Here is a 20,685-nt window from a genome sequence, read left to right as displayed (position 1 = left end):
AGATGAAAAGAATAATTATTAGCTTCGCTGCCTTCTGCGCACTAGGCCTGTTGGTGGTGGCCGGTGTTGTTTTCTCGGGACTAATAAACGTTGCCGCGGATGATCCTCATACGGGAGTCGTGCACGCATTCCTGGAAACTGCTCGCAATCGCTCGATTGAGGTTCGCTCCGAAGACATAGTCGTGCCATCTCTCGACGATGAAGACCAAATCCGCGCCGGGGCGGGGAACTACGACTCGATGTGTGTGGGTTGTCATTTGGCGCCAGGCATGGCTGAGACCGAGCTAAGCAATGGCCTTTATCCCGCTCCACCCAGCCTGGCTGAAGCGGGGCCATACGATGACCCAGCAAAAACATTTTGGGTCATCAAGCATGGCATTAAGGCCACTGGGATGCCCGCGTGGGGTAAAAGCATGGCTGACCCGTACATCTGGGGAATGGTGGCTTTTCTGCAGAAGCTTCCTGAGTTAGATGAAGGAGCGTATCGAGCACTCGTTGCGTCTAGCGGTGGTCACCAGCATGGTGGTGGGGAGACCCCAGCTGGGCATAGTGAGCAACACGGCGAGATGGCCTCGGGCGACCACCATCAGGGCGACAGTGGCGGCTCGGATCACCATGGCTCCAGCAGCACAGGTGGAGCATCCGGCCAATCAGGCTCCGGTCATCATGGTAATAACGAAAGCGATGACCATCATGCGTCCGAGGAGCCCCAGGCGGTTGAGCACAGCAATGGCAGTGACAGTGCCGATGCGGAAGGCAAATCCCCTTCAAAAAACCATGTGCACGCAGACGGGAAGCAACACGAGCACTAACATCCGGTATATGTGTGCCTATGCGGTTCTGATCGAGGCTCTAAGAAAGGCGGTTCAGCAAGCAGAGGATCGGCCCTAGGCCATCCTAGTCGACGCAACGGTACCGGAGGGCTTTGCAATTGCTTCCTTCCTAAAAGTTAGGCCGCAAGGCCAGTAACTTACCTAGTTAAGCGGCTTGCGCTCCGGCCGTTCCCCAACGAATGCTCCCAGTCGTGGCGACAGGGAGCTCCCTCATTTTCAACTCAATCATCTCGAACAGACTAGCGAAGCCGTACAGGCAATCTGACGGCCACATCGCCACCAACTGCGCCCGCAGATCCCCGGTGCGGTTGGACTTACCTTACAACATTGTAATGAGGTTTTTCGAAACGGGCTCGGTAGGAGCGTGTCGTAATTCAGTGTCTGCTAACAGGCTGATGAGCCATATCGGCCAGTAACCAAACGACGAAATACAACTATCGAACCCTGGAGAACGTAAATGACAAACTCAATGTTCGCATCCTGTATCCAAGCTTGTTCGAACTGTGCCCTAGTGTGCGAAATGTGCGCCTCTGCTTGCCTACGCGAGGATGATGTAAAAATGATGGCTCGCTGCATCGAGCTTGACCGCGACTGCGCGGACATTTGCAGGTTGGCTGCCACACTGATGAGCCGCGAAAGTGAATATGCTAAGAAGTTCTGCGCCCTTTGCGCCAAGATCTGCCGTGCATGCGGAGAGGAATGCGCGAAGCATGAAATGGATCATTGCCAAGAGTGTGCGAAGGCGTGCATGAACTGCGCTGAGGAATGTGAGCGTATGGCAGGATAACATCCGTAACTCACTGCTCTGGCACTACTAAATTGGGAGTGTCAGAGCCCCTCGAAGAATAAGAAAAGCCATGGTGCGCTTAATGTTCGCGCCTCCATGACATATCGAAAAAGTGCGTACGATACCCGCAACTGCCAAGAGCGAATCAATCCCTGTCCAGCAGCATTTCATTCCAAAGCGAAATACGATAGTTACGCGCTAGCAACTCTTACTTAGCCACCGATGATCGCCACCGTAACGGTCTATTCTCTTGCCACTGTCTCCCGATTGAGCGCTGAAAACTAATTGAGTGAATTAGCATGAAAGCTCCTGGCAAAAAGGCGGTCCAACAACAACCAAGCGGGCCATGCGACCTTATTTTGCTGGGAGAAAACGAAAATGGTTTTGCGAATATTCCCATCGCAGCGATTGGCTTTGCTGCTAGTACTGCTCGCCGTTCTGCAACTCAGTGGCTGCGCCGTTTCCCCGCGCCTGAAACCAAGCGACCAGCCAAGCGTTGCTCGCAAAACCTTTGTCATCACTGGTGCCTCCAGTGGCTTCGGCCGCGGCGTGGCGCTCAAGCTTGCCGCTCTGCAAGGCGACGTGGTGCTAGCGGCCCGCCGGACCGACGTGCTCGAAGAACTGGCCGCGCAGATACGCATGGCTGGAGGATCGGCACTGGTGGTGACCACCGACGTGAGCAACCCGAACGAGATGCAGGACTTGGCACGAGCCGCCATCGAGCGTTTCGGCAGGATCGACGTTTGGATTAACAACGCTGCGGTCGGAGCGCTGGGTCGTTTCGAGGACGTTCCCGTCGAGGACCATGCGCGGATCGTGGATGTCAATCTTAAGGGCATGATCTATGGCAGCCACGCAGCCATGCGCCAGTTCAGAGCTCAAGGCTTCGGCACGCTTGTCAACGTGGGCTCAGTCGAGAGCGAGATACCGCTGGCTTATCATGCCTCCTCCGCAGCGACCAAAGGTGGCGTCATAAATCTCGGCGCGGCAATCGCTGAGGAGATTCGCCTGAGCGGTAGCGAGACCATCAATGTCGCCACCGTCATGCCCTGGGCTGTGGACACACCGTTTCTGGGAATCAATTTGCCCTTTCTAGTTCATTGATCAGGGACTTCATTTCTGCGATTTCTCGGCGCTGAGCGTCGATGATTTCGTCAGCTAACTTGCGGACGCGAGGATCTGAAATCTGAGCTCGTTCACTTGTTAGGATTGCTATGGAATGGTGGGGGATCATGGCCTTCATGTAGTCCGTGTCGTCTACCGTCGCTTGCCCACGTACAAGCCATAGTGCAATGGTAAAAGCTACTGCACTTCCTGCCAATATCGCTAGGTTTACTGACTTACGCTTATACATGTTGAGCATGAATGCGAGCATGACTACTGCCATTACCGCGCCCATCACTAATGCCATCCAAGCGCGAGTCTCGCTCCAAAAAACATGCTCGAACGAGTAAGTATTTAAGTACATCACGCCATACATAATGATCGTAGACGTGGCTACCATCGCTGCAAAGCGCCAGTAAGACATTTGCATAGTTAGACCTCTTTAATGATTGCTGCTGGATCGGCGACTCAACGTGTTCGCGCAGCCCTGCTTAGAAGTGGCTTTCGAATGCTCTCCTAAAAACGGACAAGCCGAAGATGATGAGGTTTCGATTTTTTGAGAAGCTTACAAAAATGTAATCATCGACCGCTTTAAGACCGGCTTAAAGCGCTGCCAGCGCTGTACTACGCGTAATGTTCCCCTGAACTAATCAATCGCTAATAGCTTATAAGCAGACAATACCAACGTCGCGCTATGGACCACTGCGCGAAAGAGCGGGCCCACTAAGATGGCCTTCAAGCCTTGAGACCCGACTACTCGGCTTAGCAAGCCCAAAGAGTTATCGTGAGCAATAGAACACTCGGAGAGAACAATTCAGCACCCAGCATATGCCACGTTCTTGTCGAGTGTGACCGCAGGGTTAGTATTCGCACATTAGATGTGTGGCGGCTAAGACGGCTGGGTGTAGCTGGCTCCAAAACTGAGCGGCGAGGTTATTCTGTCCCAAGCCGCGCCTTTCGTGGCGCGCGGGACCTCACTCACTTTGAAACAACAGACCTTCGATTCGATCATGTTCTTCCGGTGTTGGCAGGGCAGATGAGTCAACATTGCCAATACTATTTGGCTGACCATTTTCTGGTGGGCCAACTTCAGGGTGGTAGGCGCCATCTGCGTCGAAAGCAACCCAGCCGTACAATTCTCGGATGACTTCGGAAGGATGGCCATCTTCCATTGCCACATACCAGTCCGCCAATCGGAAACGCTTACCGGCAAGCTTAGAAGTAGCCATTTCGGCTCGAACCAGCGCCAGATATAGCGGGTGCGGCAGTTCCTCTACGGCGCCGGTTTCGTCGAGCAAGAACATGAACGAGGCGTGCGACCGTTGCTCTGTAGAACCGGCTCGCTCCTCTTCCTCGCCTAAGGTAAAAACGGGAGCAAAACCGCCCCCCTCTGTTCTGAAGTTGGTCGTCTGGCCTTGGTAGACCCTGGCAGCGTTCCACTGCACCTCGCCAGCATAAGCGTAAGCGCGCAGATCAAACTTCATCGATCGTACCTGAGGGTCGGCGACGATTCTACGCTCGCCAGGAGCTACAAGGGACTGGGCCACGTAGTTTCCGCCAACGATTTCTTCCCAAACGCGCTTGGTGAGCTTGTCTCCTCGGTATGCACCGCGACTACCATACCCGCTGACAGGCTTGAAAAAGAGGCTACGGCGGTTTTGCCACAGGTGCTCTGCATTACCATGCCCGACAGGAACGGTAAGCGGGACGTATTGGGCCAATACGGTTCGGATTTGCTGATCAACGCCAATCTCTTCCAAAAAACGTGCGTTGGTTAGGTCAACCAACCTGCGTTTGTCGGCGTAAAGGGCATAGGCCTGAGGGTGTGGCGTTACCGTCACGACATCAGCCAAATAAGCGCTGCGCAGCGCGCTGCAATTGTCGCCTTCCAGATAGAAATCGGTGAGTCGGTTGTAGACGAGATCCACAGGCTTTCCGTCGACCAAGAGGGACTCGTTGTGAAAGGCCAGATCGGCTGGGTCTGCGATTAGGCAGTCGATTCCTGCTGACTCGAATAACCGCTGAAAAAGAAGGAACTCCGGATACAGGTATTGGGCTTGTGGGCTTTCATCCAAGATCACCACGCGCGTGAGCGGACGTGGCTCGCCGCTCGTAGACCATTCCTGGGCGAACATATCCAGAATCGAACGCTCGAAGCCGCCGGGTCCTTCCTGACCTGGCGAAAGCCCGACTACGCCGCTGCAACAACTACGCTGCGCGCGGGCGAGCAATACGTTTAGCATCGCTCCGCCCGCATTTGTGTTTATTTCGATGAGCCCAAGCTTGTCATCATCCAGATGGAAGTCGTAGCCAAAGAAGACGCCGCGCGCGCCCCGAGGATCGTGTCGGGCAATAGGAGGTGCAGAATCCAGAGCATGCTCACGCCAACCGGGCGAGCTCACGGTCTGCTCGATGGCCTGAATAACCTCATTAACCTGGCGCAGCCGCAAGGATGAAACAAAGACCGGTCGTGCTGCAAACACATGAGGGCAACGTGACTTCAATAGCTCCGACAGCTCTGAATTCCCAAGCTGTTCGGTCAATGAGTTTACGAGCGCAGCTTGATCTAGGCTTACGCAGAAGCACGCTTCGTTGAGCGCTGCGGCTGTCGTACCGCATTTTCTCGATGAGGACGCTTGCACGGGAACCTCCAGAACCAAACATACAGCTTCGAAAGTCTCGGCCTCTTTCGGTTCAGCCTGGCGTTTCTATGAGCGTAGGTCAGGGTCGTTGCTGGCACTCTGCCATTAACTAGACATAAGCTTTGGAAGCGTCATTGTGAAAGTCGTATGCCCCTCAGCTGATTCGCAAGCGATGCGCCCTTTGTGCGCTTCGACTATCGAACGAGTGATAGCCATGCCGAGGCCCGCATTCATGGTGGTTCCTTCGCGCCTTGCGGTGTCGACCCTATAGAATCGATCAAACACTCGGGCCTGAAGCTCGGCTGGAATCGTTGTGCCTCGGTTGGATATGGCTGTGCAAACTGAGCCACCGCTCTCGCTTATTTCAACGCTGATGGTGCTGCCTTCCTCTGCATATCGAACTGCGTTAGAGACTATGTTTGAGACGGCCCGTCTCAGCATCGATTTATCGCCATGTACCGATCCATCGCCTGAAAGCGCGATTTCTACCTTTTTGTCCTCGGCTGCAAGCTCGTAATATTCGATAACGCTCGCGGTAATCTCAGCCATGCTGGCATCTTCGGCATTGGGCGTAATCTTCCCGTTGTCCGCCTTGGCGAGGAATAGCATGTCATCGACCATCTTTGACATGCGCCTAAGTTCTTCGAGGGCGGAATACAAAATGTCTTTGTAGTCGGTATTCTCGCGGTCGCGCAAGAGCGCGACCTCCATTTGGGTAAGCATGCTGTTCAGCGGCGTTCTTAGCTCATGCGCGATATCCGCTGAGAAACCTGACAATCTGAGAAAAGAGTCGTCCAAGCGCGAAAGCATTTCGTTGAAGTTGTCTACGAGTTCATGCAGCTCGCCTGGCACCGACTCGGTTGGAATTCTGGTATCTAAGCAGTGGGCGGTTACTGTAGAAGAAGTCTTGGACAGTTCGTCTATTGGTTTTAAGCCTTTCCTGATCAGAACAACACCTAACGCGCCACTCAGAAGTGCACTAACGACAAGCGTATAAGCAAACCACTGCTGAATCATATCGAAGAAGTGGATTCGGTGCGTTACATCCAAAGCCAAATAGATAACAGTGTCCTGCCCTTCTACCCACCGATTTACTTTTCTGGTAATTCCGCTGTACTGGTGGCCACCGAAACTTACCGTCCAGCGTTCCTCTTGGATGTCTGTGACAAGAGGTAGCAAGCTCTCAGACAGATTGTGATGGGAGTAAACCGTCTTACCGTCTACTACAACCGCAGTCGCGAAGCCAAAGGAGTGCTCAATAACGGCATCGATCCTTGAAGCGGTCTCAGGCCCGAATGCTGAGCTGTTGAGTAGCGTACGCTCTACTGCAGCGGCCTTTTCATTAAGCACTTGTGCATCTTTGCGTTCGAAATGGAGCTGACAAAAATAATTAAAGCTGATTGCGGCCGCCAGCAGCACAACCGTAACCACGAGCATGAAAGCTATCGCCATTCTGCTCGTCAGTGACACTTTTCCCATCAGTACGGTCCTGGTTAGGCCATCAAGCACAAAAAAGCAGGTGGGGCACCCCCCACCTGCTTCGATCATTGTTACTCACACCCTCATATCCTATGCTGCGTCTGGATTTTCGCCATTTTGCGAGTGGTCGGCTTTGGCGGCCCCCATCATCTCACGACACTCTTTCATCATTCCACGCATGTCACCCATCATTTCCATATGCTTGTCGCCGCTCATCATGCCGGTTTCTGAATGGCTTTGGTCCGCTTTATCTGCCGCTGCGAAACTCAGTCCGCTCGCCAAGGTGATTGCGATTGCTGTAACGGTGATGGCCTTTCGCATGTTAAATCTCTAAGTTCAGTGGGTTATTCGCTTTTGCTTAACAAGGTGTTTTCGCCAACGTTGGGCTCCTTGGGCTTGTCGCACTTACCGCTAGACATATGCTTCATGCATACGACCATCATCAACAAGCAGGGCAAGAGAAAGAGCAGGCTTGGCAGCGTTGTTGCCAACGCCGCAGTGCTTTGGTTCAGTAGCATGTAGCCAACCACAGCTGCGGTTAACCCCGTTACGACCGGATTGCGCTGCAGTACGCTTTTAATCTTGGATATTATGCTGCTCATCTAACTATCCCTCGGATATTAAGCTTGGCAGATTAGCCATTGTTCACGCCAACTGGGGTGCTCAGGAACTCTACCGTATGGATCTTCCCGTCGGGGGTCTTGACCTTCATCTCATACGTCTGGACTTGGGCACTAGTTCTATAGTTTTGAATCATTCGAGTCGTGCCGGTCGCCCCTGCAGGTGCGATGCTCAGCACTTGACCCTCTTTGACAAGCTCCTTAAGGGTGGGCTTTGCTCCTGCCGAGTCATTTAAGCGATTCAGCGTACGTTCGCTTCCGCCTTCGGCCATTGCAAGCGAGGAAGCAACGGTCAGAATAAAAGGAACGATTACTTTGGTTATGCGGTTCATGGTTTGCACCTCTTGGTTAGTTGATGCCTGTAGATTAAAGGCTTGCTACTTACAAGAAGCTGTTGCCAAGGTTACAAAGCGGTAATCGCTTCATTCTCGTGTTGGTACGACCGCCGCGCCTGCGGCGGTCGCTTTCTGCTCTTTACTGCTTTTCGATGCGCGTAATGGTGGAATCCATACCTTTCGAGGAGAACTCGAATTCGACCTGGTCCCCTTCTTTCAGCGTTTGGAGCTGATCAGGCTTTGCTTTGAAGCCCATCGTCATCGACGGCCAGCCCAACGCTTCGACCGGGCCGTGGGCAATGGTGACGGTTCCGCTCTCGGTGTTTACTTTCTTGACCGTACCTGTGGCTGTAGCGGTCTGTCCCGCCGACTTCTGGTCCATTGGCATGTTCATGCCTTTGTGATCCATCGGCATGCCGTCCATTGGCTCCTTGTCGGCGGCATAGGCGACTGGCACCAGGAAGAGTGAGGCAAGGGTGATGTGCTTAATGTTCATGGATGTTCTCCAGTGGGGTTGGTTGCTTGCTGGGTGGTAACTCGCAATTGCCGGCGGCGCATCAGCAGGTAAGCTGCCGGCAGAACGAACAGGGAGAGCAAAGGGGCGGTGATCATCCCGCCCACCATGGGCGCGGCGATGCGGCTCATGATTTCGCTGCCGGTTCCGCTACCCCAGAGGATGGGCAGCAGACCGGCGATAATCACTGCTACGGTCATGGCCTTGGGGCGCACCCGCTGCACAGCGCCTTCGCGGATTGCGTCGAGCAGTACGCCTTCGCCATGGGCTCCAGCGTTAACCCGATCTGTCCATGCGTTCTTCAAATACAGCAGCATAATGACGCCGAACTCAGCAGAAACGCCTGCCAGTGCGATGAAACCGATTCCTGTCGCTACGGATAGGTTGTACCCGAGCAAATAGAGGAACCAGACGCCACCGGTTAGGGCGAATGGCAGCGTGGCCATGATCAGCAACGCCTCCCCAAAGCGCCCAAACGTGAGGTAGAGCAAGACAAAAATGATGAGCAAGGTAGCCGGCACGACGAGCTTCAGCTTCGCGTTAGCTCGCTCCATGAATTCGAATTGGCCGGAATAGCTGATGCTCATGCCGGATTCGAGCTGGACCCCTTTGCTGATCTTTTCCCTCAGATCGCCCACCACAGCCGCCATGTCGCGGCCACGAACATCGACGTAAACCCAGCCCGACAGCCTTGCGTTTTCGCTTTTAAGCATGGGCGGTCCGTCTGTCACCTGTACTTTGGCCACGGTCCCCAACGTGATCTGGCTGCCTTGCGGCGTGTAGATCGGTAGGTTGCGCAGATCGGATATCGAGTCGCGCCACTCGCGGCCATAGCGGAGGTTGATCGGATACCTGGCGAGCCCTTCCACGGTTTCACCAATGGTTTGACCACCGATGGCACCGGCCACGATCGATTGCACGTCCGCGATATTCAGGCCGTAGCGTGCGGCGGCGACACGATCGATATCCACATCGATATACCTGCCGCCGGTCAGTCTCTCAGCAAGTGCCGAACTGACCCCAGGCACCGTTTTGGCGATTTTTTCCACTGCCTGGGTGGCTTTGTCGATCTGTGCCAAGTCAGTGCCATACACTTTCACCCCGATCGGGCTCTTGATACCCGTCGCCAGCATATCGATACGGTTTCGAATCGGCGGGATCCACAGATTGGCTAATCCAGGTACCTGTACGGTGCGATCCAACTCCTCAACCAGCTTGTCAGGCGTCATCCCAGGGCGCCATTGATCCTTCGGCTTGAACTGAATGGTCGTCTCGAACATTTCCAGCGGGGCGGGATCTGTAGCGGTGTCGGCTCGACCAGCCTTACCGAACACGTGTGCAACTTCTGGAACCGTTTTTATGAGCCGGTCCGTCTGCTGCAGTAGCTCAGAAGCCTTCTGAGCGGAGAGGCCTGGAAGCGCAGTGGGCATATAAAGGAGGTCACCTTCATCCAGCGGGGGCAAGAACTCCCCACCAAGGCGAGAGGCCGGCCACAAGCCTGTCAGGAAGACCAGAACAGCCACCAGCAGAGTCATCTTGGGCCAGCGCAGTACCGCGTCCAGGGCCGGCTTGTAGATCCAGATGAGGCCACGGTTGAGTGGATTACGGTGTTCGTCAGGGATTTTGCCCCTGATCCAATACCCCATGAGCACCGGAACCAGCGTGACAGACAGGCCCGCGGCGGCTGCCATTGCATAGGTTTTGGTGAACGCCAGTGGACCGAACAGCCGGCCTTCCTGCGCCTCCAGGGTGAACACTGGTATGAACGACAGCGTGATGATCAGCAGGCTGAAGAACAGTGCCGGCCCCACTTCAACAGCCGCGTCAGTAATGACCTTCCAGTGCTCCTGGCCCTTCAAGGTGGAGTCAGGATGCCGCTTGTGCCAGGCCTCAATGTGCTTGTGGGCGTTTTCGATCATGACGATTGCTGCATCGACCATCGCTCCGATGGCGATCGCGATGCCACCCAACGACATGATGTTGGCGTTGATGCCTTGCCGCTGCATGATCACAAAAGCAATCAGGATGCCGATCGGCAACGACACGATGGCGACCAACGACGAGCGCAGATGCCACAGAAAAATCGCGCAAACCAACGCAACGACAATGAACTCCTCGATGAGCTTGTGCGTGAGGTTTTCAACGGCACTGTCGATCAGCTTGCTACGGTCGTACGTCGTGACGATTTCGACGCCTTGGGGCAGGCTCGCTTTCAGCTCATCCAGTTTGGTCTGAACGGCAGCGATGGTTTCCCGAGCGTTCTTGCCGCTCCGCAGGATCACCACGCCGCCGACTACCTCACCTTCACCGTCAAGCTCGCTGATGCCCCGGCGCATTTCCGGGCCGAGCTGGATATGCGCAACGTCCCCTAGCGTCACAGGCACGCCGCCGTCGAGACGCAAAGGAATGGCTCGAAAGTCTTTGAGTGTCTTGAGATACCCGGTCGCACGGACCATGAACTCGGTTTCTGCGAGTTCCAGAACACTCCCGCCGGTTTCACGGTTGGCTTCATCGATCGCCTTTGCAATCTGCTGCTGCGTCACGCCCCTGCTTGCCATGCGCACGGGATCCAGTACGACCTGATACTGCTTGACCATCCCGCCTATGGGCGCGACTTCCGCCACGTTGGGCAGTGTCTTGAGCTCATAGCGCAGGAACCAATCTTGCAAAGAGCGCAGCTGCGAGAGGTCATGTTTGCCCGTTCGGTCTACCAAAGCATATTGGTAGATCCAGCCGACACCTGTGGCGTCAGGGCCCAAAGCGGGTTTGGCGGCGGCGGGAAGCCGACTCTGCACCTGACTCAGGTACTCCAGCACCCGAGAACGGGCCCAATAGAGGTCGGTGCCGTCCTCAAACAGGACGTACACGTAGCTATCCCCGAAGAAGGAGTAGCCGCGGACCGTCTTTGCGCCGGGGACAGACAGCATGGTCGTCGTCAGTGGGTAGGTGACCTGATTCTCAACGATCCGGGGCGCCTGCCCGGGGTATGGCGTGCGGATGATGACCTGAACGTCGGAAAGGTCTGGCAATGCATCAACAGCGGTGTTTTTGACCGACCAGACACCCCAAGCCACCGCGAACACAGTAGCCAGCAGGATCAGAAAGCGGTTGGCCACTGACCAGCGAATTATGGCTGCGATCATCGCTGGCCCCCCAGCTTCTCGATGTGCTCAATGACCAGGCCCTCTTCGCTTTCACGCGCGCCGACACGGACGTGATCGCCGGTCTGCAACTTTGTTAGGAGCGATTGATCTGCAACCGGAAAGGACATTGTCATCCCAGGCATGTTCAGCGTCTTGAACGGCCCATGCGACAGGCCAACCATGCCATCTTCCAGGCTGACGATCGTACCTTCAGCCTCGTGCAGCGCAGGTTCTGTAGAAGTTGCAGGCTCCTCCAAACCCTGAGCGGTCAGCCCGCGTAGGCTCGCCTCTGAATCCAGGAGAAACTGACCGGACGCCACGACCTTCTGACCGGCTTCCAGCCCTTCAAGCACCTCTGTCTGGTCATCGAATTCCCGGCCTGTGCGAACCTCAATCGGGCGGTAACGGCCTTGATCCTCGGCCAGCATCACCAATGCGCGCCGACCGGTGCGAATGACCGCCTCGGACGGGATGACCAAGACATCTTCGACGTTGCGACTCAACGTCACCTCGGCCGTCATGCCGGGACGAAGCCGTTGTTGCGGATTAGGCAGTTCAACCCGGACGCGCACAGTACGGCTATCCAAGTTGGCTTGTGGTAGTACGGCCTGGATCGTCCCTTCCAGAACTTCACCTGCAAAGGCCGGGAGGCGCGCGTTGACCAGCTGCCCAGGCGCCACATTTGCAACCTGCGCCTCAGGCACCGCAACCTCTAACCATACCTTTTCCAGCCCATTAACACGTGCCAGAGACGCACCAGTGGATACGGTCATGCCCTCGCGAACGTCGAGGCTGTTCAGCACGCCGCCTATTGGACTCCTCACTGTCCAAACAGGGCGCGCTTTACCAGTTCGTTCTAGCTGCACTATGACTTCTGGCGGCATGCCAGCAAGGCGCAACCGCTGGCGAGCCGCTGCGAGCAGCTGGGGTTCGCCAATCCCTTTGAGCGCCAGGTACTCTTCCTGTGCGGCAACCCATTCGGGAACCAGCAGATCGGCTAACGGCGCGCCTTTTTCGATGACATCCTCCGGTGCTCGGTCGTAAACGCGCTCGACAAAGCCACCGGCACGCGCCTGCACAACCGCCACGTCTCGCTCGTCGAACATCAATGCGCCTGTCGCTTCGAGCGACTGGCTGATCGATTCACGCGTTACGGTTGCAAAGCGCACGCCGAGATTCTGCGTCACGCTCGGGTCGATACTGATCGATGCCCCGTCGCTTCCCTCATCTGCATAGCGTGGAATCAATTCCATATCCATGAATGGCGACTTGCCCGGCTTATCGAACTTTTGCTGGGGGACCATAGGGTCATACCAATAGAGCACTTCCTTGTCTTCTTCTGCAGGCGATTGTCCGAAGGCTGCGGTAGGCAGACCGATTAGCGCTGCAGCGCTAATCATCAGAGGCAGACTGAAGGCGAGTACCAGCCGCTTGTGTTGGAATGTCATGGTCGGGTATCTCCAAAGGCGAAATGCAGGCGGGCATTGCTCAACGATCGATCGCGGGCGACGTCAATACGCCGTAGCCGAGTCTCCACAAGCTGTCGTCGCGCTTCGATCACAGCGGTCAGCTCACCGCTTCCGGAGCGGTAATCGGCCATGGCAAGGCGGACCTTCTCTTCAGCGAGGGGTAGTAAGGTTTTGTCGAGGCGGATGAGTGCGCGGTCCAGACGCTGATACTCAGCGAGGTCAGTACTCAGCTCTTGGTTGTACAGGCGCAAGGTCGCTTGGCGCTGAGCCTCGATCTGGGCAAGGCGAGCTCGTTCGGCCGCGATCTTCGGATCCTGCCGAGAGCTGGTAAACAGCGGCAGGTCGAAGCTGACGCTGAGGTTCACCATGTCGCCGTACTCACGGCCACGTCGCAGGTAGTCGATCCCCCAACTCCAATCCGGTGTTTTCTCTGCGATGGCCTGGTGAACCTTTGCCTCCGCTTCACGAGTCATCGGGTCGAAGGCGAGTAACGCCGGGTGCCGGTTCAGGTTGTGCTGATAGTTATCAACGGCGGCAAGCCATTGCGGCCAGTCACCTGTAAGCGGCTGGCCTGCTAGCTCGCCTATCCAGCGCCGGAGGCCGGCCCGCGCAACAGCCTGGTTACGCAGCAGCTCATCCTCTTGTTCAGCCAGCAATGCTGCCTCTTGCCTCGGAAGTACGCTGTCTGCGGTTTGTCCGCTGCCGCCAGCAATGCGGGCCTGAACAGCCCGCGAAAGGAGCTGATTCTCGCTGTAAAGCTGCTTGAAAAGGCTTAGCTTCTGCTCGACCGCGAAGCTAGCGATCCATGCCTCGGCGGTTGCTTGGCGCACACCGAGACGTTCAACCGTTTGCTGGGCGTTTGCGAGCGCAACACTAGCCTGCGCGGCCTCGACACGAGCGCGCCTTTTCGCTCGGTTTGGCACATCTTGCATGACCCCAACCATTTGCATGGTCATGGCCTCTTGCTCCAACTGCCAGCGAGCGTCACCTTCGATGGGCACGCTTTGCAGTCCAAGCTTAAGTTTAGGGTCAGGAAGCTCGCCGGCAGGGATTGCAGCGCTGCGTGCGGCCACCAGGTTGGCGGCTTGCGCATGCAGCGAAGGCGCGTCTTGCTCGGCCACGCTCAGAGCTTGTTCTAAGGTCAAAGCGGACGCTAACCCTGGAAACGAGAGCGCGCCCATGATCAAGGCGGCCACGTACGGCGGCGCCCAATAAATACGGGGTTTCATTTGCGAAGGATTCCTGATCTTTCATGCGAGCCAAAGGCGCGCAGTAGCCGGCCCGAATGCTCACTCGGGCGGTTCCTATAATTTGATCGGAATTAGACGCGGGGTGGACGCCAGACGGCGTCTAAAAGGCTAGAGGGGATCAGGCCGTTATAGGGAGTGGTCACGGGTTTAGCAGCAGGCATCAGCTGGGCTTTTATTGAGACAAGCTGAAGGATACTTGCAGTTTTGCATTCTTGGCCCGTCTTGCAGACGGTCGCCGTTCCATGCTCATTCGCTTCACAGCACTCGTGTTCAGCACCGTCATCGGCGCCAACCATCGAAGCGTGGTCGGTCGTCATGGCGCCCACACCTTCCATATCGGACATCATGTGATGCCCGGACGATCCAACCGTCATGAGCATTTCCGCTATCCCATTGATCTGAAGCGCAAGCACTAGCAGCAGGATAAGGAAGGAGCGCATGTAGGACGTCATATTTCCAGCTTACGGGGCAATTCATGAGCAATCAATGAGGCAATCGGTCGCTTCGCAACCGAAGCCTAAGCCTAAGCCGACAGGCTTCAAACTACACGCGTTTGACGGAGCCGGAGTGCGTTGAACACAACCGATGCTGAGCTGAGGCTCATGGCCAGGGCAGCAATCATCGGAGACAGCAACAGTCCGAAGAACGGATAGAGCAGACCTGCGGCAATCGGGATGCTCAACCCGTTGTACATAAAGGCAAACAGAAGGTTCTGACGCATATTGCGAACCGTCGCCACCGAAAGCGTGCGCGCGCGCAGTATCCCCATCAGGTCACCTTTAACGAGCGTAACTTGGGCGCTGTTCATGGCGACGTCAGTGCCCGTGCCCATCGCTATGCCGACATCAGCCCTGGCGAGCGCCGGCGCATCATTTATTCCGTCGCCTGCCATGGCGACTACTTTACCTAGGGCTTGTAGCTTAACCACCAGCGCCTCCTTGTCCTGCGGCTTCACTTCGCCATGCACCTCATCGAGCGATAGCTCACGAGCCACCGCGCGGGCAGTGGTAAGCCCGTCGCCGGTGGCCATGATGACTTGCACGCCCTCCGCTTGGAGCCGCGCTACAGCTTCCTTGGAAGTCGGTTTGATTGGGTCCGATACGGCCAGCAAGCCGGCAAGTGCCCCATCAACAGCCAGGTACACAATGCTGGTACCGCTCTCGCGCATTTTTTCTGCCTGATATTTCAACGGCTCGACGCTCACACCCGCATCTTCCATAAGCGCGGTGTTGCCTAGCTGTAGCTGCTTGCCTTCCACCAGACCACGGACTCCGATCCCTGACCCTGACTCGAAGGTCTCTGGCTTCGCCAGCTGGAGACCTTCGCTTCTGGCATGGTCTACGATCGCGTGGGCTAGGGGATGCTCACTACCTTGATCCAAGCTGGCAGACAAACGGATGACTTCCTGCGAGTCAAACGGCGTGACGCCTATGGCCCGATCGAAGACAGGTCGGCCCTCGGTCAAGGTTCCTGTTTTATCGACAATCAGCGTGTCTACCTTACGGACATTTTCGATGGCGCCTGCGTCTCTGAAAAGCACTCCACTTCCAGCCGCTTTGCCTGTGGCAACCATGATCGACATAGGCGTTGCCAGGCCAAGTGCGCAAGGGCAAGCAATGATCAAAACCGCAACTGCATTGATCAGGCCGAATACCCAGCCCTGGTCAGGCCCGAACAGGCCCCATGCAAAGAATGTCAGCAAGGCGATACCGATGACCGTCAGCACGAAATAACCTGCAACCGTGTCTGCCATTCGCTGCATGGGTGCTTTGGAGCGTTGTGCATTCGCAACCATCTGGACGATTTGTGAAAGCATAGTCCCGGAGCCAACCCTGGTGGCTCGCATGACAAGCGAGCCGCTCGTGTTCATCGTCGCGCCGATAAGCGAATCGCCTGTCCGCTTCGTCACCGGAACCGGCTCGCCCGTTAGCATGGATTCATCGACGGCGCTCTCGCCCTCCAATACCTCTCCATCAACGGGTACCTTTTCACCAGGACGAACGCGCAGATGGTCGCCCTCATGAACATGTGTGAGCGGGATGTCCTCCTCTGAACCATCTTTGGCGATACGGCGAGCGGTTTTAGGTGATAAGCCAAGCAGGGACTTAATTGCCGAGGACGTCTGCGAGCGGGCCTTCAATTCCAGCAACTGGCCCAGCAGAGTCAATGAAATGATCACCGCGGCGGCTTCGTAATAAACGCCTATCCGGCCGCCTACTGTGAATGACTCTGGAAACATGCTCGGTAAGAGGGTTGCTACGACGCTGTAAATATAGGCAGCCCCCGTGCCAAGCCCGATCAAGGTCCACATGTTTGGGCTGCGATGTTTGACCGAGGCGAGACCGCGCGCGAAAAATGGCCAGCCTGCCCACAAGACAACCGGGGTCGTGAGGGCCAGTTCAACCCAGTTCTGGCTAGCCCCGTGAAACAGCGGTATCGCATGTCCCGCCATTGCCAACAGGGTTACTGCTACGGTCAGGGGCAGAGACCACCAGAATCGCTTCGAGAAGTCCTTGAGTTCGGGATTCTCCTCCTCGTCGAGTTCAGGGATCAGAGGTTCCAATGACATCCCACAGATAGGGCAATCACCTGGACCCATTTGGCGGATCTCAGGGTGCATCGGGCAGGTGTACTCTGTCGTTGCATCACCGGCGGGTGGTTTCTGTGCGGGTGGGGTAGATGCCCGAGAGGAGGTTCCATGAGCCTGCGGTGCAGCGAGATATCGAGCAGGGTCGGAACGAAACTTGGTCTGGCAACCCTGGCTGCAGAAGCGGTAAGTGCTTCCCTGATAATGCTCTTGATGCTCGCTATCCTCTTCCACCTTCATCCCGCAGACGGGGTCTGTGAGTGCTGCAGTACCTTTCGTTTGGTCGGGCTGGTGATGGCACTGCTGAGAGGACATACGGGGCACCTTATGGATTGGTTAGCGACGAACTTGGCCTATTGCAGGGACATTTGCGGTTTTTCAATGCTTGCAGCGTCTGACAGCCAATATATGCAAAGCGTCCTGACCAAAGGCTGAAGTAACCATTACATTTCTGTCAGGTTCTCTGGTATGTCAGGTCGTATGTATGTTGAAGCGAGCTGCTGGAAAAGTAGCTCGCGCAGATACCGCCTGCTGGCCTAGCCTATGCCTCCATTGTTCGATGCTCGGCCGCTTCATTTTGATGAATACCGAACCGTGCAAAAGCCTAAGCGCAGGTACTCTGCTTTTGAATACGCCTTTGGCAGAGTGGGATACGCCGTACGCTCTAATGAAGCCATAGGAACTCCTTTTCTGAGGAGTCAGAAAAGATAGTCCACGATCAGAGGCTGTGCGGTCGATTTGGTAAATTCTCTTGGCATCAACACGTTACGTGCGAAGTGAGTGAATTTTACTTATATCTCGGCATGACCCCTTACTCGGATCGCCCAGATATCTCTCAGTCGGAGCGGGATTTTCTGCCCGACCAATTTCCCTTTGTTCCAGGGCTGACGGCTCCAGGTAGCGATGATGTTCATGGCAAGTCCTCCACGTGTGGGAGGACAAGGATGGCTAGCCAGAGCAATGGTCGCTAACCGGCCAGAAGCTGACGTTCAAATTCGTCTAATAATTGCGTGTCAGTCATTACCGCCGGGCTGCGCCGGCAGATGGTTTGCGTGGCTAGGTGTTGTCAGGTAGGTTCGATCGAATCAGTGGGTCGAATAACAAGGGCAGCTATGGACTTCGCTAAGGCTTACAAGCAGTGCAGAAAATCGATGGCGCTGGGGCGAGGAATAAAAGCAGTAGAAGCTTGCTTACATCGAGGGAAGCATGAGTTTGATAGTTTGCAGGAAGCGAAGCTGAGCTGTTTTCGGGATATTCGCGGATATAAAATTGTTTCATCTGGTGAGTGTGCATTTTTTCCAAGAGATCTTTCGGAAATCAAAGTGGGCTCTGGGCTAGCTTGGTACAGAGATACGTTTGCGACTACTGAGATAGTACTCCCCCCATATCATAGCTTTGGATTTCTATCTGAATACGGCGGAAAAATCTCGAAAAGCAACAGTGAAGAGGAAAGGTACGCTCACGCGAATAATATGCTGTTGGAAATGTACACGCCCCCACGAATGGCCGACCTGATTTGTGGGGCATGGTCTCAGCGCATCACTTTTGCTCAGTATCAAGAACAGCTGATTGAGGCTGTAAAGGCATACTGTCTGGGTCTGTACGGCGTGGCAATTGTTGGAATTCTGCCTTGCATAGAAGGGTTCCTAAGAGAGCTTGGAAAGCACGTCTCTCTTCCAGTTAAGGATGCCGTGAATATAGAGACGCTTCTAAAGGTTTTTCATCGAATAAAGCAAGGTGAGTTGAAACGACTGGTCGCAGGTTATGATTGGTATCCAGACAAGGAATTAACGATAAACTATTTAAGTCGATATCATGAGCGAGTGCAGATGCTGGAGAGCATGGAAATGTACTTCCGTGGGTGTTTTTACGGTCATACAGAGTCGTTACCATCGCACTTTGTTTTAAATCGGCATGGGATTGCGCATGGATTCTTTAAAGGCTACGCAACACCGAGTAATTTCTTGCGGCTTTTTAATTTAATTAGCTTATTGTCGTTTGCAGCCATTCTTGTCGAAGGGCGCGGTAGCATGTTACAGCCGGGAGTTACCACTGATTCCGAAGCATTGGCATTGAATTTTACTAAATGCCTATTATCCCGACGATACGTTCAGCCGAATGCTCAATCGATTCTTCCATCCCCTATTATTTTGGGCTAGCCCTATACTCCACGGCACGCCCGCCGGCCGCGCATCGGGCAAGGATTCGGCCGGGCAAGGTGGTATTCAGATTTGCAGTCAGGTAGCGTCGCGCTCTTCCAAGGGAGGGGCGAGCGATGTGGACAAAGCATTACCGAGTGATGCGATCTGAGTTGGCCAAGTGCGAAAAAGCCAGGTCCGAACTGGAGAAGATGCACCCGCCCCACACCGTCCAACCGGAACAGGATGGACAGCTTCAGGACTATATTCAGAAGTCGGACAGTCTGTACGAATGGCGGCTGCTGATCTTGACCGAGTACTGGATGATAGAGGCAGACCGCCTCGGTGTCCCACTGCCTGATCGCGATGACAGGACTTTCTGGGGGCGAGTCGAATTTGATAGCGACCCGCGGGAGCCCAGGTATCTCACAGATGCTGGCATTCGCATTGTCAGGGCAGACATCCGCGAGGAGCGTAGGCAGCGCCGCGAGCCGGTAACCTTCTGGAGTAGCATCATGATTGGGGTAGTCGGCGCCCTGACCGGCCTAGCATCTGTCATACCGAACTGGTGGGCAGACTAGGGCGGCTATTGGCCGGTTAGCGACGGCCTGGCTTCGACCGTCGCTATGCATGGTCAAACCTCGGTCTGTTCCGCCATCTCTAGGGCATCATCGACCTCAATCCCCAGATATCGAACGGTGCTCTCCAGCTTCGTATGGCCGAGCAACAGTTGAACTGCCCGCAGGTTCTTCGTCCTGCGATAGATCAGCGATGCCTTCGTACGTCTTATTGTGTGAATGCCATACAGGGCTGGATCAGGGCCAATGGCTTTCACCCAACCTTTGACGATACGAGCGTATTGACGAGTGGATAGATGGTCTGAGATATGCAGCCGGCTCGGAAAAAGGCAATCCTCGCTGCGGGGCTGGGCATGATGTATGGCGATGTGCCGTTCCCTAAGATCAAATGGATTTTCCAGAATCTCAACAAAGCCGAGGTCCTGCTGACCTTCAATGTCGATTTTTTGGTTACGTATCTAGCCGACCGCCAAGCGAACCGGAAAGCCATTGCAAATATCGGCTTGGATCAGCATGTGCCATGGGACATGCTTAAACAGCTGAAGGCGCATCAGCCACGGAGCTGGCAATACCTGATCCAGCGCTATCTGTCCGAGGGGATCAAGCAGGAAAGCGGTGCCCAGTACATGACCGTCTTCTTCATTCGTCCGGCCGGCAGCAACCCGATGGCCTATTGGTTTATCCATCTGGCGAACAACTACCGCGCTAACGATGTGATGAAGAAGATCCACTGGAAATACGGCAACAACTTTTCCCATATGCTGTCGCCTTCCAGCTTTTTCAGCTACGACGCCAATCGGGATATCGCCGTGACAGGTCAGCACGATTTGCTGTTGGATGAGCATTATTTCGACGATGCTACCAATGACCGCATCCGAGGAGAACTTTCGGAGCTCTTGCCCAAACAGGTCTACGAGGTAGAACGGCAACCTTTTTTGGGCCTGATGAGCGGATTGACCAACTACACCATGGCTGACGAGCTTCGCGTAAAGCAGGCACTCGACATTGCTGTCGCGACCGGTGATCTGCTGGCGGTCGACAAGAACGGCAAAACAAGGCGTCGAAAAGGCACAAGCATCAAGTCGACAGATATCCTGATAGCGCCCCCGCAAAGACCCATCTTCTTCGTGCCACCTCTGAAGAAATCCAGTTCAGAAAACTGAGAGGGGCGGCATCGCTCTTCGGGTGGGCGGTTCGCCTCCAACG

At 55.3% G+C, this 20,685-nt stretch carries 16 protein-coding genes and 3 pseudogenes; 6 read left to right on the top strand and 13 right to left on the bottom strand.

Annotation, left to right across the window (positions count from 1 at the left end):
- Positions 1 to 2: 2 nt before the first annotated feature.
- The 3 genes from AC4LFW_RS22165 (at position 3) to AC4LFW_RS22155 (ending at position 2,724) form a co-directional block, all read left to right on the top strand.
- Positions 3 to 812: a c-type cytochrome gene (locus AC4LFW_RS22165; protein ID WP_003292639.1), complete on the top strand. Its 810-nt coding sequence runs from the start codon at positions 3 to 5 to the stop codon at positions 810 to 812.
- A gap of 478 nt (positions 813 to 1,290) precedes the next feature.
- On the top strand, positions 1,291 to 1,620 hold the full coding sequence (locus AC4LFW_RS22160) for a four-helix bundle copper-binding protein (RefSeq protein WP_015275568.1): 330 nt from the start codon (positions 1,291 to 1,293) through the stop codon (positions 1,618 to 1,620).
- A 378-nt stretch (positions 1,621 to 1,998) separates the two neighbouring features.
- A complete protein-coding gene (locus tag AC4LFW_RS22155; RefSeq protein WP_003292641.1) occupies positions 1,999 to 2,724 on the top strand; it encodes an SDR family NAD(P)-dependent oxidoreductase in 726 nt (241 codons plus the stop codon).
- Here the strand turns inward: AC4LFW_RS22155 and AC4LFW_RS22150 are convergent.
- The 10 genes from AC4LFW_RS22150 to AC4LFW_RS22105 form a co-directional block, all read right to left on the bottom strand.
- A complete protein-coding gene (locus tag AC4LFW_RS22150; RefSeq protein WP_003292642.1) occupies positions 2,699 to 3,154 on the bottom strand; it encodes a DUF305 domain-containing protein in 456 nt (151 codons plus the stop codon). The two genes, AC4LFW_RS22155 and AC4LFW_RS22150, sit on opposite strands and share 26 nt — an antisense overlap.
- Positions 3,155 to 3,698: 544 nt before the next feature.
- Entirely contained in the window at positions 3,699 to 5,267 is a 1,569-nt protein-coding gene (locus tag AC4LFW_RS22145) for a hypothetical protein (protein WP_226924959.1), read from the bottom strand.
- Positions 5,268 to 5,471: 204 nt separating this feature from the next.
- The gene (locus AC4LFW_RS22140) at positions 5,472 to 6,845 is read right to left on the bottom strand and encodes a heavy metal sensor histidine kinase (RefSeq protein ID WP_003292645.1); all 1,374 of its coding nucleotides are present in this window, start codon (positions 6,843 to 6,845) and stop codon (positions 5,472 to 5,474) included.
- Positions 6,846 to 6,935: 90 nt separating this feature from the next.
- A complete protein-coding gene (locus AC4LFW_RS22135) occupies positions 6,936 to 7,166 on the bottom strand; it encodes a hypothetical protein (protein ID WP_003292646.1) in 231 nt (76 codons plus the stop codon).
- Positions 7,167 to 7,189: 23 nt separating this feature from the next.
- Positions 7,190 to 7,447 carry a DUF2933 domain-containing protein gene (locus tag AC4LFW_RS22130; RefSeq protein WP_003292647.1) on the bottom strand — a complete coding sequence of 86 codons (258 nt, stop codon included), beginning with the start codon at positions 7,445 to 7,447 and terminating at the stop codon, positions 7,190 to 7,192.
- Positions 7,448 to 7,479: 32 nt separating this feature from the next.
- A complete protein-coding gene (locus tag AC4LFW_RS22125) occupies positions 7,480 to 7,797 on the bottom strand; it encodes a co-regulatory protein PtrA N-terminal domain-containing protein (protein WP_003292648.1) in 318 nt (105 codons plus the stop codon).
- Positions 7,798 to 7,939: 142 nt separating this feature from the next.
- A complete protein-coding gene (locus tag AC4LFW_RS22120) occupies positions 7,940 to 8,296 on the bottom strand; it encodes a copper-binding protein (RefSeq protein WP_003298789.1) in 357 nt (118 codons plus the stop codon).
- On the bottom strand, positions 8,293 to 11,457 hold the full coding sequence (locus AC4LFW_RS22115; RefSeq protein ID WP_003292650.1) for an efflux RND transporter permease subunit: 3,165 nt from the start codon (positions 11,455 to 11,457) through the stop codon (positions 8,293 to 8,295). The genes AC4LFW_RS22120 and AC4LFW_RS22115 overlap by 4 nt, the downstream gene beginning before the upstream one ends.
- Positions 11,454 to 12,905, bottom strand: a complete 1,452-nt coding sequence (locus AC4LFW_RS22110) for an efflux RND transporter periplasmic adaptor subunit (RefSeq protein WP_015275570.1) — start codon at positions 12,903 to 12,905, stop codon at positions 11,454 to 11,456. The genes AC4LFW_RS22115 and AC4LFW_RS22110 overlap by 4 nt, the downstream gene beginning before the upstream one ends.
- Positions 12,902 to 14,155 (bottom strand): TolC family protein, encoded by a 1,254-nt coding sequence (locus AC4LFW_RS22105; protein ID WP_003292652.1) that lies wholly within the window; start codon positions 14,153 to 14,155, stop codon positions 12,902 to 12,904. Before AC4LFW_RS22105 ends, AC4LFW_RS22110 begins: the two co-directional genes overlap by 4 nt.
- A 263-nt stretch (positions 14,156 to 14,418) precedes the next feature.
- Here AC4LFW_RS22105 and AC4LFW_RS22100 point away from each other — a divergent pair, with 263 nt between their 5' ends.
- Positions 14,419 to 14,592 carry a hypothetical protein gene (locus AC4LFW_RS22100; RefSeq protein WP_157372369.1) on the top strand — a complete coding sequence of 58 codons (174 nt, stop codon included), beginning with the start codon at positions 14,419 to 14,421 and terminating at the stop codon, positions 14,590 to 14,592.
- 122 nt (positions 14,593 to 14,714) lie between these two features.
- Here the strand turns inward: AC4LFW_RS22100 and AC4LFW_RS22095 are convergent, their stop codons facing one another.
- Together AC4LFW_RS22095 and AC4LFW_RS22090 are read right to left on the bottom strand one after the other, a co-directional pair.
- A complete protein-coding gene (locus tag AC4LFW_RS22095; RefSeq protein WP_015275571.1) occupies positions 14,715 to 17,078 on the bottom strand; it encodes a heavy metal translocating P-type ATPase in 2,364 nt (787 codons plus the stop codon).
- A 494-nt stretch (positions 17,079 to 17,572) separates the two neighbouring features.
- A pseudogene (locus tag AC4LFW_RS22090) lies at positions 17,573 to 17,677 on the bottom strand (integrase); the annotation flags it as partial.
- A 198-nt stretch (positions 17,678 to 17,875) separates the two neighbouring features.
- Between AC4LFW_RS22090 and AC4LFW_RS22085 the strand changes: the two are divergent.
- A complete protein-coding gene (locus AC4LFW_RS22085) occupies positions 17,876 to 18,922 on the top strand; it encodes a hypothetical protein (protein WP_015275572.1) in 1,047 nt (348 codons plus the stop codon).
- A gap of 613 nt (positions 18,923 to 19,535) precedes the next feature.
- Here AC4LFW_RS22085 and AC4LFW_RS22080 read toward each other — a convergent pair.
- Positions 19,536 to 19,841, bottom strand: a pseudogene (locus AC4LFW_RS22080) (tyrosine-type recombinase/integrase); the annotation flags it as partial.
- Between AC4LFW_RS22080 and tcmP the strand changes: the two are divergent.
- Positions 19,839 to 20,642, top strand: a pseudogene (gene tcmP / locus AC4LFW_RS22075) (three-Cys-motif partner protein TcmP); the annotation flags it as partial. The pseudogenes AC4LFW_RS22080 and tcmP overlap by 3 nt on opposite strands.
- Positions 20,643 to 20,685: the final 43 nt, after the last annotated feature.

The organism is Stutzerimonas sp. C6.4V (assembly GCF_058536345.1).
This window is presented reverse-complemented; position numbering and strand designations above follow the sequence as displayed.

What these genes read in the sequence shown, in the direction of transcription:
- AC4LFW_RS22160 (WP_015275568.1), top strand. Translation starts at nt 1,291, where the DNA reads ATGACAAACTCAATGTTCGCATCCTGTATCCAAGCTTGTTCGAACTGT.
- AC4LFW_RS22120 (WP_003298789.1), bottom strand. Translation starts at nt 8,296, where the DNA reads ATGAACATTAAGCACATCACCCTTGCCTCACTCTTCCTGGTGCCAGTC.
- AC4LFW_RS22155 (WP_003292641.1), top strand. Translation starts at nt 1,999, where the DNA reads ATGGTTTTGCGAATATTCCCATCGCAGCGATTGGCTTTGCTGCTAGTA.
- AC4LFW_RS22110 (WP_015275570.1), bottom strand. Translation starts at nt 12,905, where the DNA reads ATGACATTCCAACACAAGCGGCTGGTACTCGCCTTCAGTCTGCCTCTG.
- AC4LFW_RS22100 (WP_157372369.1), top strand. Translation starts at nt 14,419, where the DNA reads ATGCTCATTCGCTTCACAGCACTCGTGTTCAGCACCGTCATCGGCGCC.
- AC4LFW_RS22165 (WP_003292639.1), top strand. Translation starts at nt 3, where the DNA reads ATGAAAAGAATAATTATTAGCTTCGCTGCCTTCTGCGCACTAGGCCTG.
- AC4LFW_RS22115 (WP_003292650.1), bottom strand. Translation starts at nt 11,457, where the DNA reads ATGATCGCAGCCATAATTCGCTGGTCAGTGGCCAACCGCTTTCTGATC.
- AC4LFW_RS22105 (WP_003292652.1), bottom strand. Translation starts at nt 14,155, where the DNA reads ATGAAACCCCGTATTTATTGGGCGCCGCCGTACGTGGCCGCCTTGATC.
- AC4LFW_RS22130 (WP_003292647.1), bottom strand. Translation starts at nt 7,447, where the DNA reads ATGAGCAGCATAATATCCAAGATTAAAAGCGTACTGCAGCGCAATCCG.
- AC4LFW_RS22150 (WP_003292642.1), bottom strand. Translation starts at nt 3,154, where the DNA reads ATGCAAATGTCTTACTGGCGCTTTGCAGCGATGGTAGCCACGTCTACG.
- AC4LFW_RS22135 (WP_003292646.1), bottom strand. Translation starts at nt 7,166, where the DNA reads ATGCGAAAGGCCATCACCGTTACAGCAATCGCAATCACCTTGGCGAGC.
- AC4LFW_RS22095 (WP_015275571.1), bottom strand. Translation starts at nt 17,078, where the DNA reads ATGTCCTCTCAGCAGTGCCATCACCAGCCCGACCAAACGAAAGGTACT.
- AC4LFW_RS22140 (WP_003292645.1), bottom strand. Translation starts at nt 6,845, where the DNA reads ATGGGAAAAGTGTCACTGACGAGCAGAATGGCGATAGCTTTCATGCTC.
- AC4LFW_RS22085 (WP_015275572.1), top strand. Translation starts at nt 17,876, where the DNA reads ATGGACTTCGCTAAGGCTTACAAGCAGTGCAGAAAATCGATGGCGCTG.
- AC4LFW_RS22125 (WP_003292648.1), bottom strand. Translation starts at nt 7,797, where the DNA reads ATGAACCGCATAACCAAAGTAATCGTTCCTTTTATTCTGACCGTTGCT.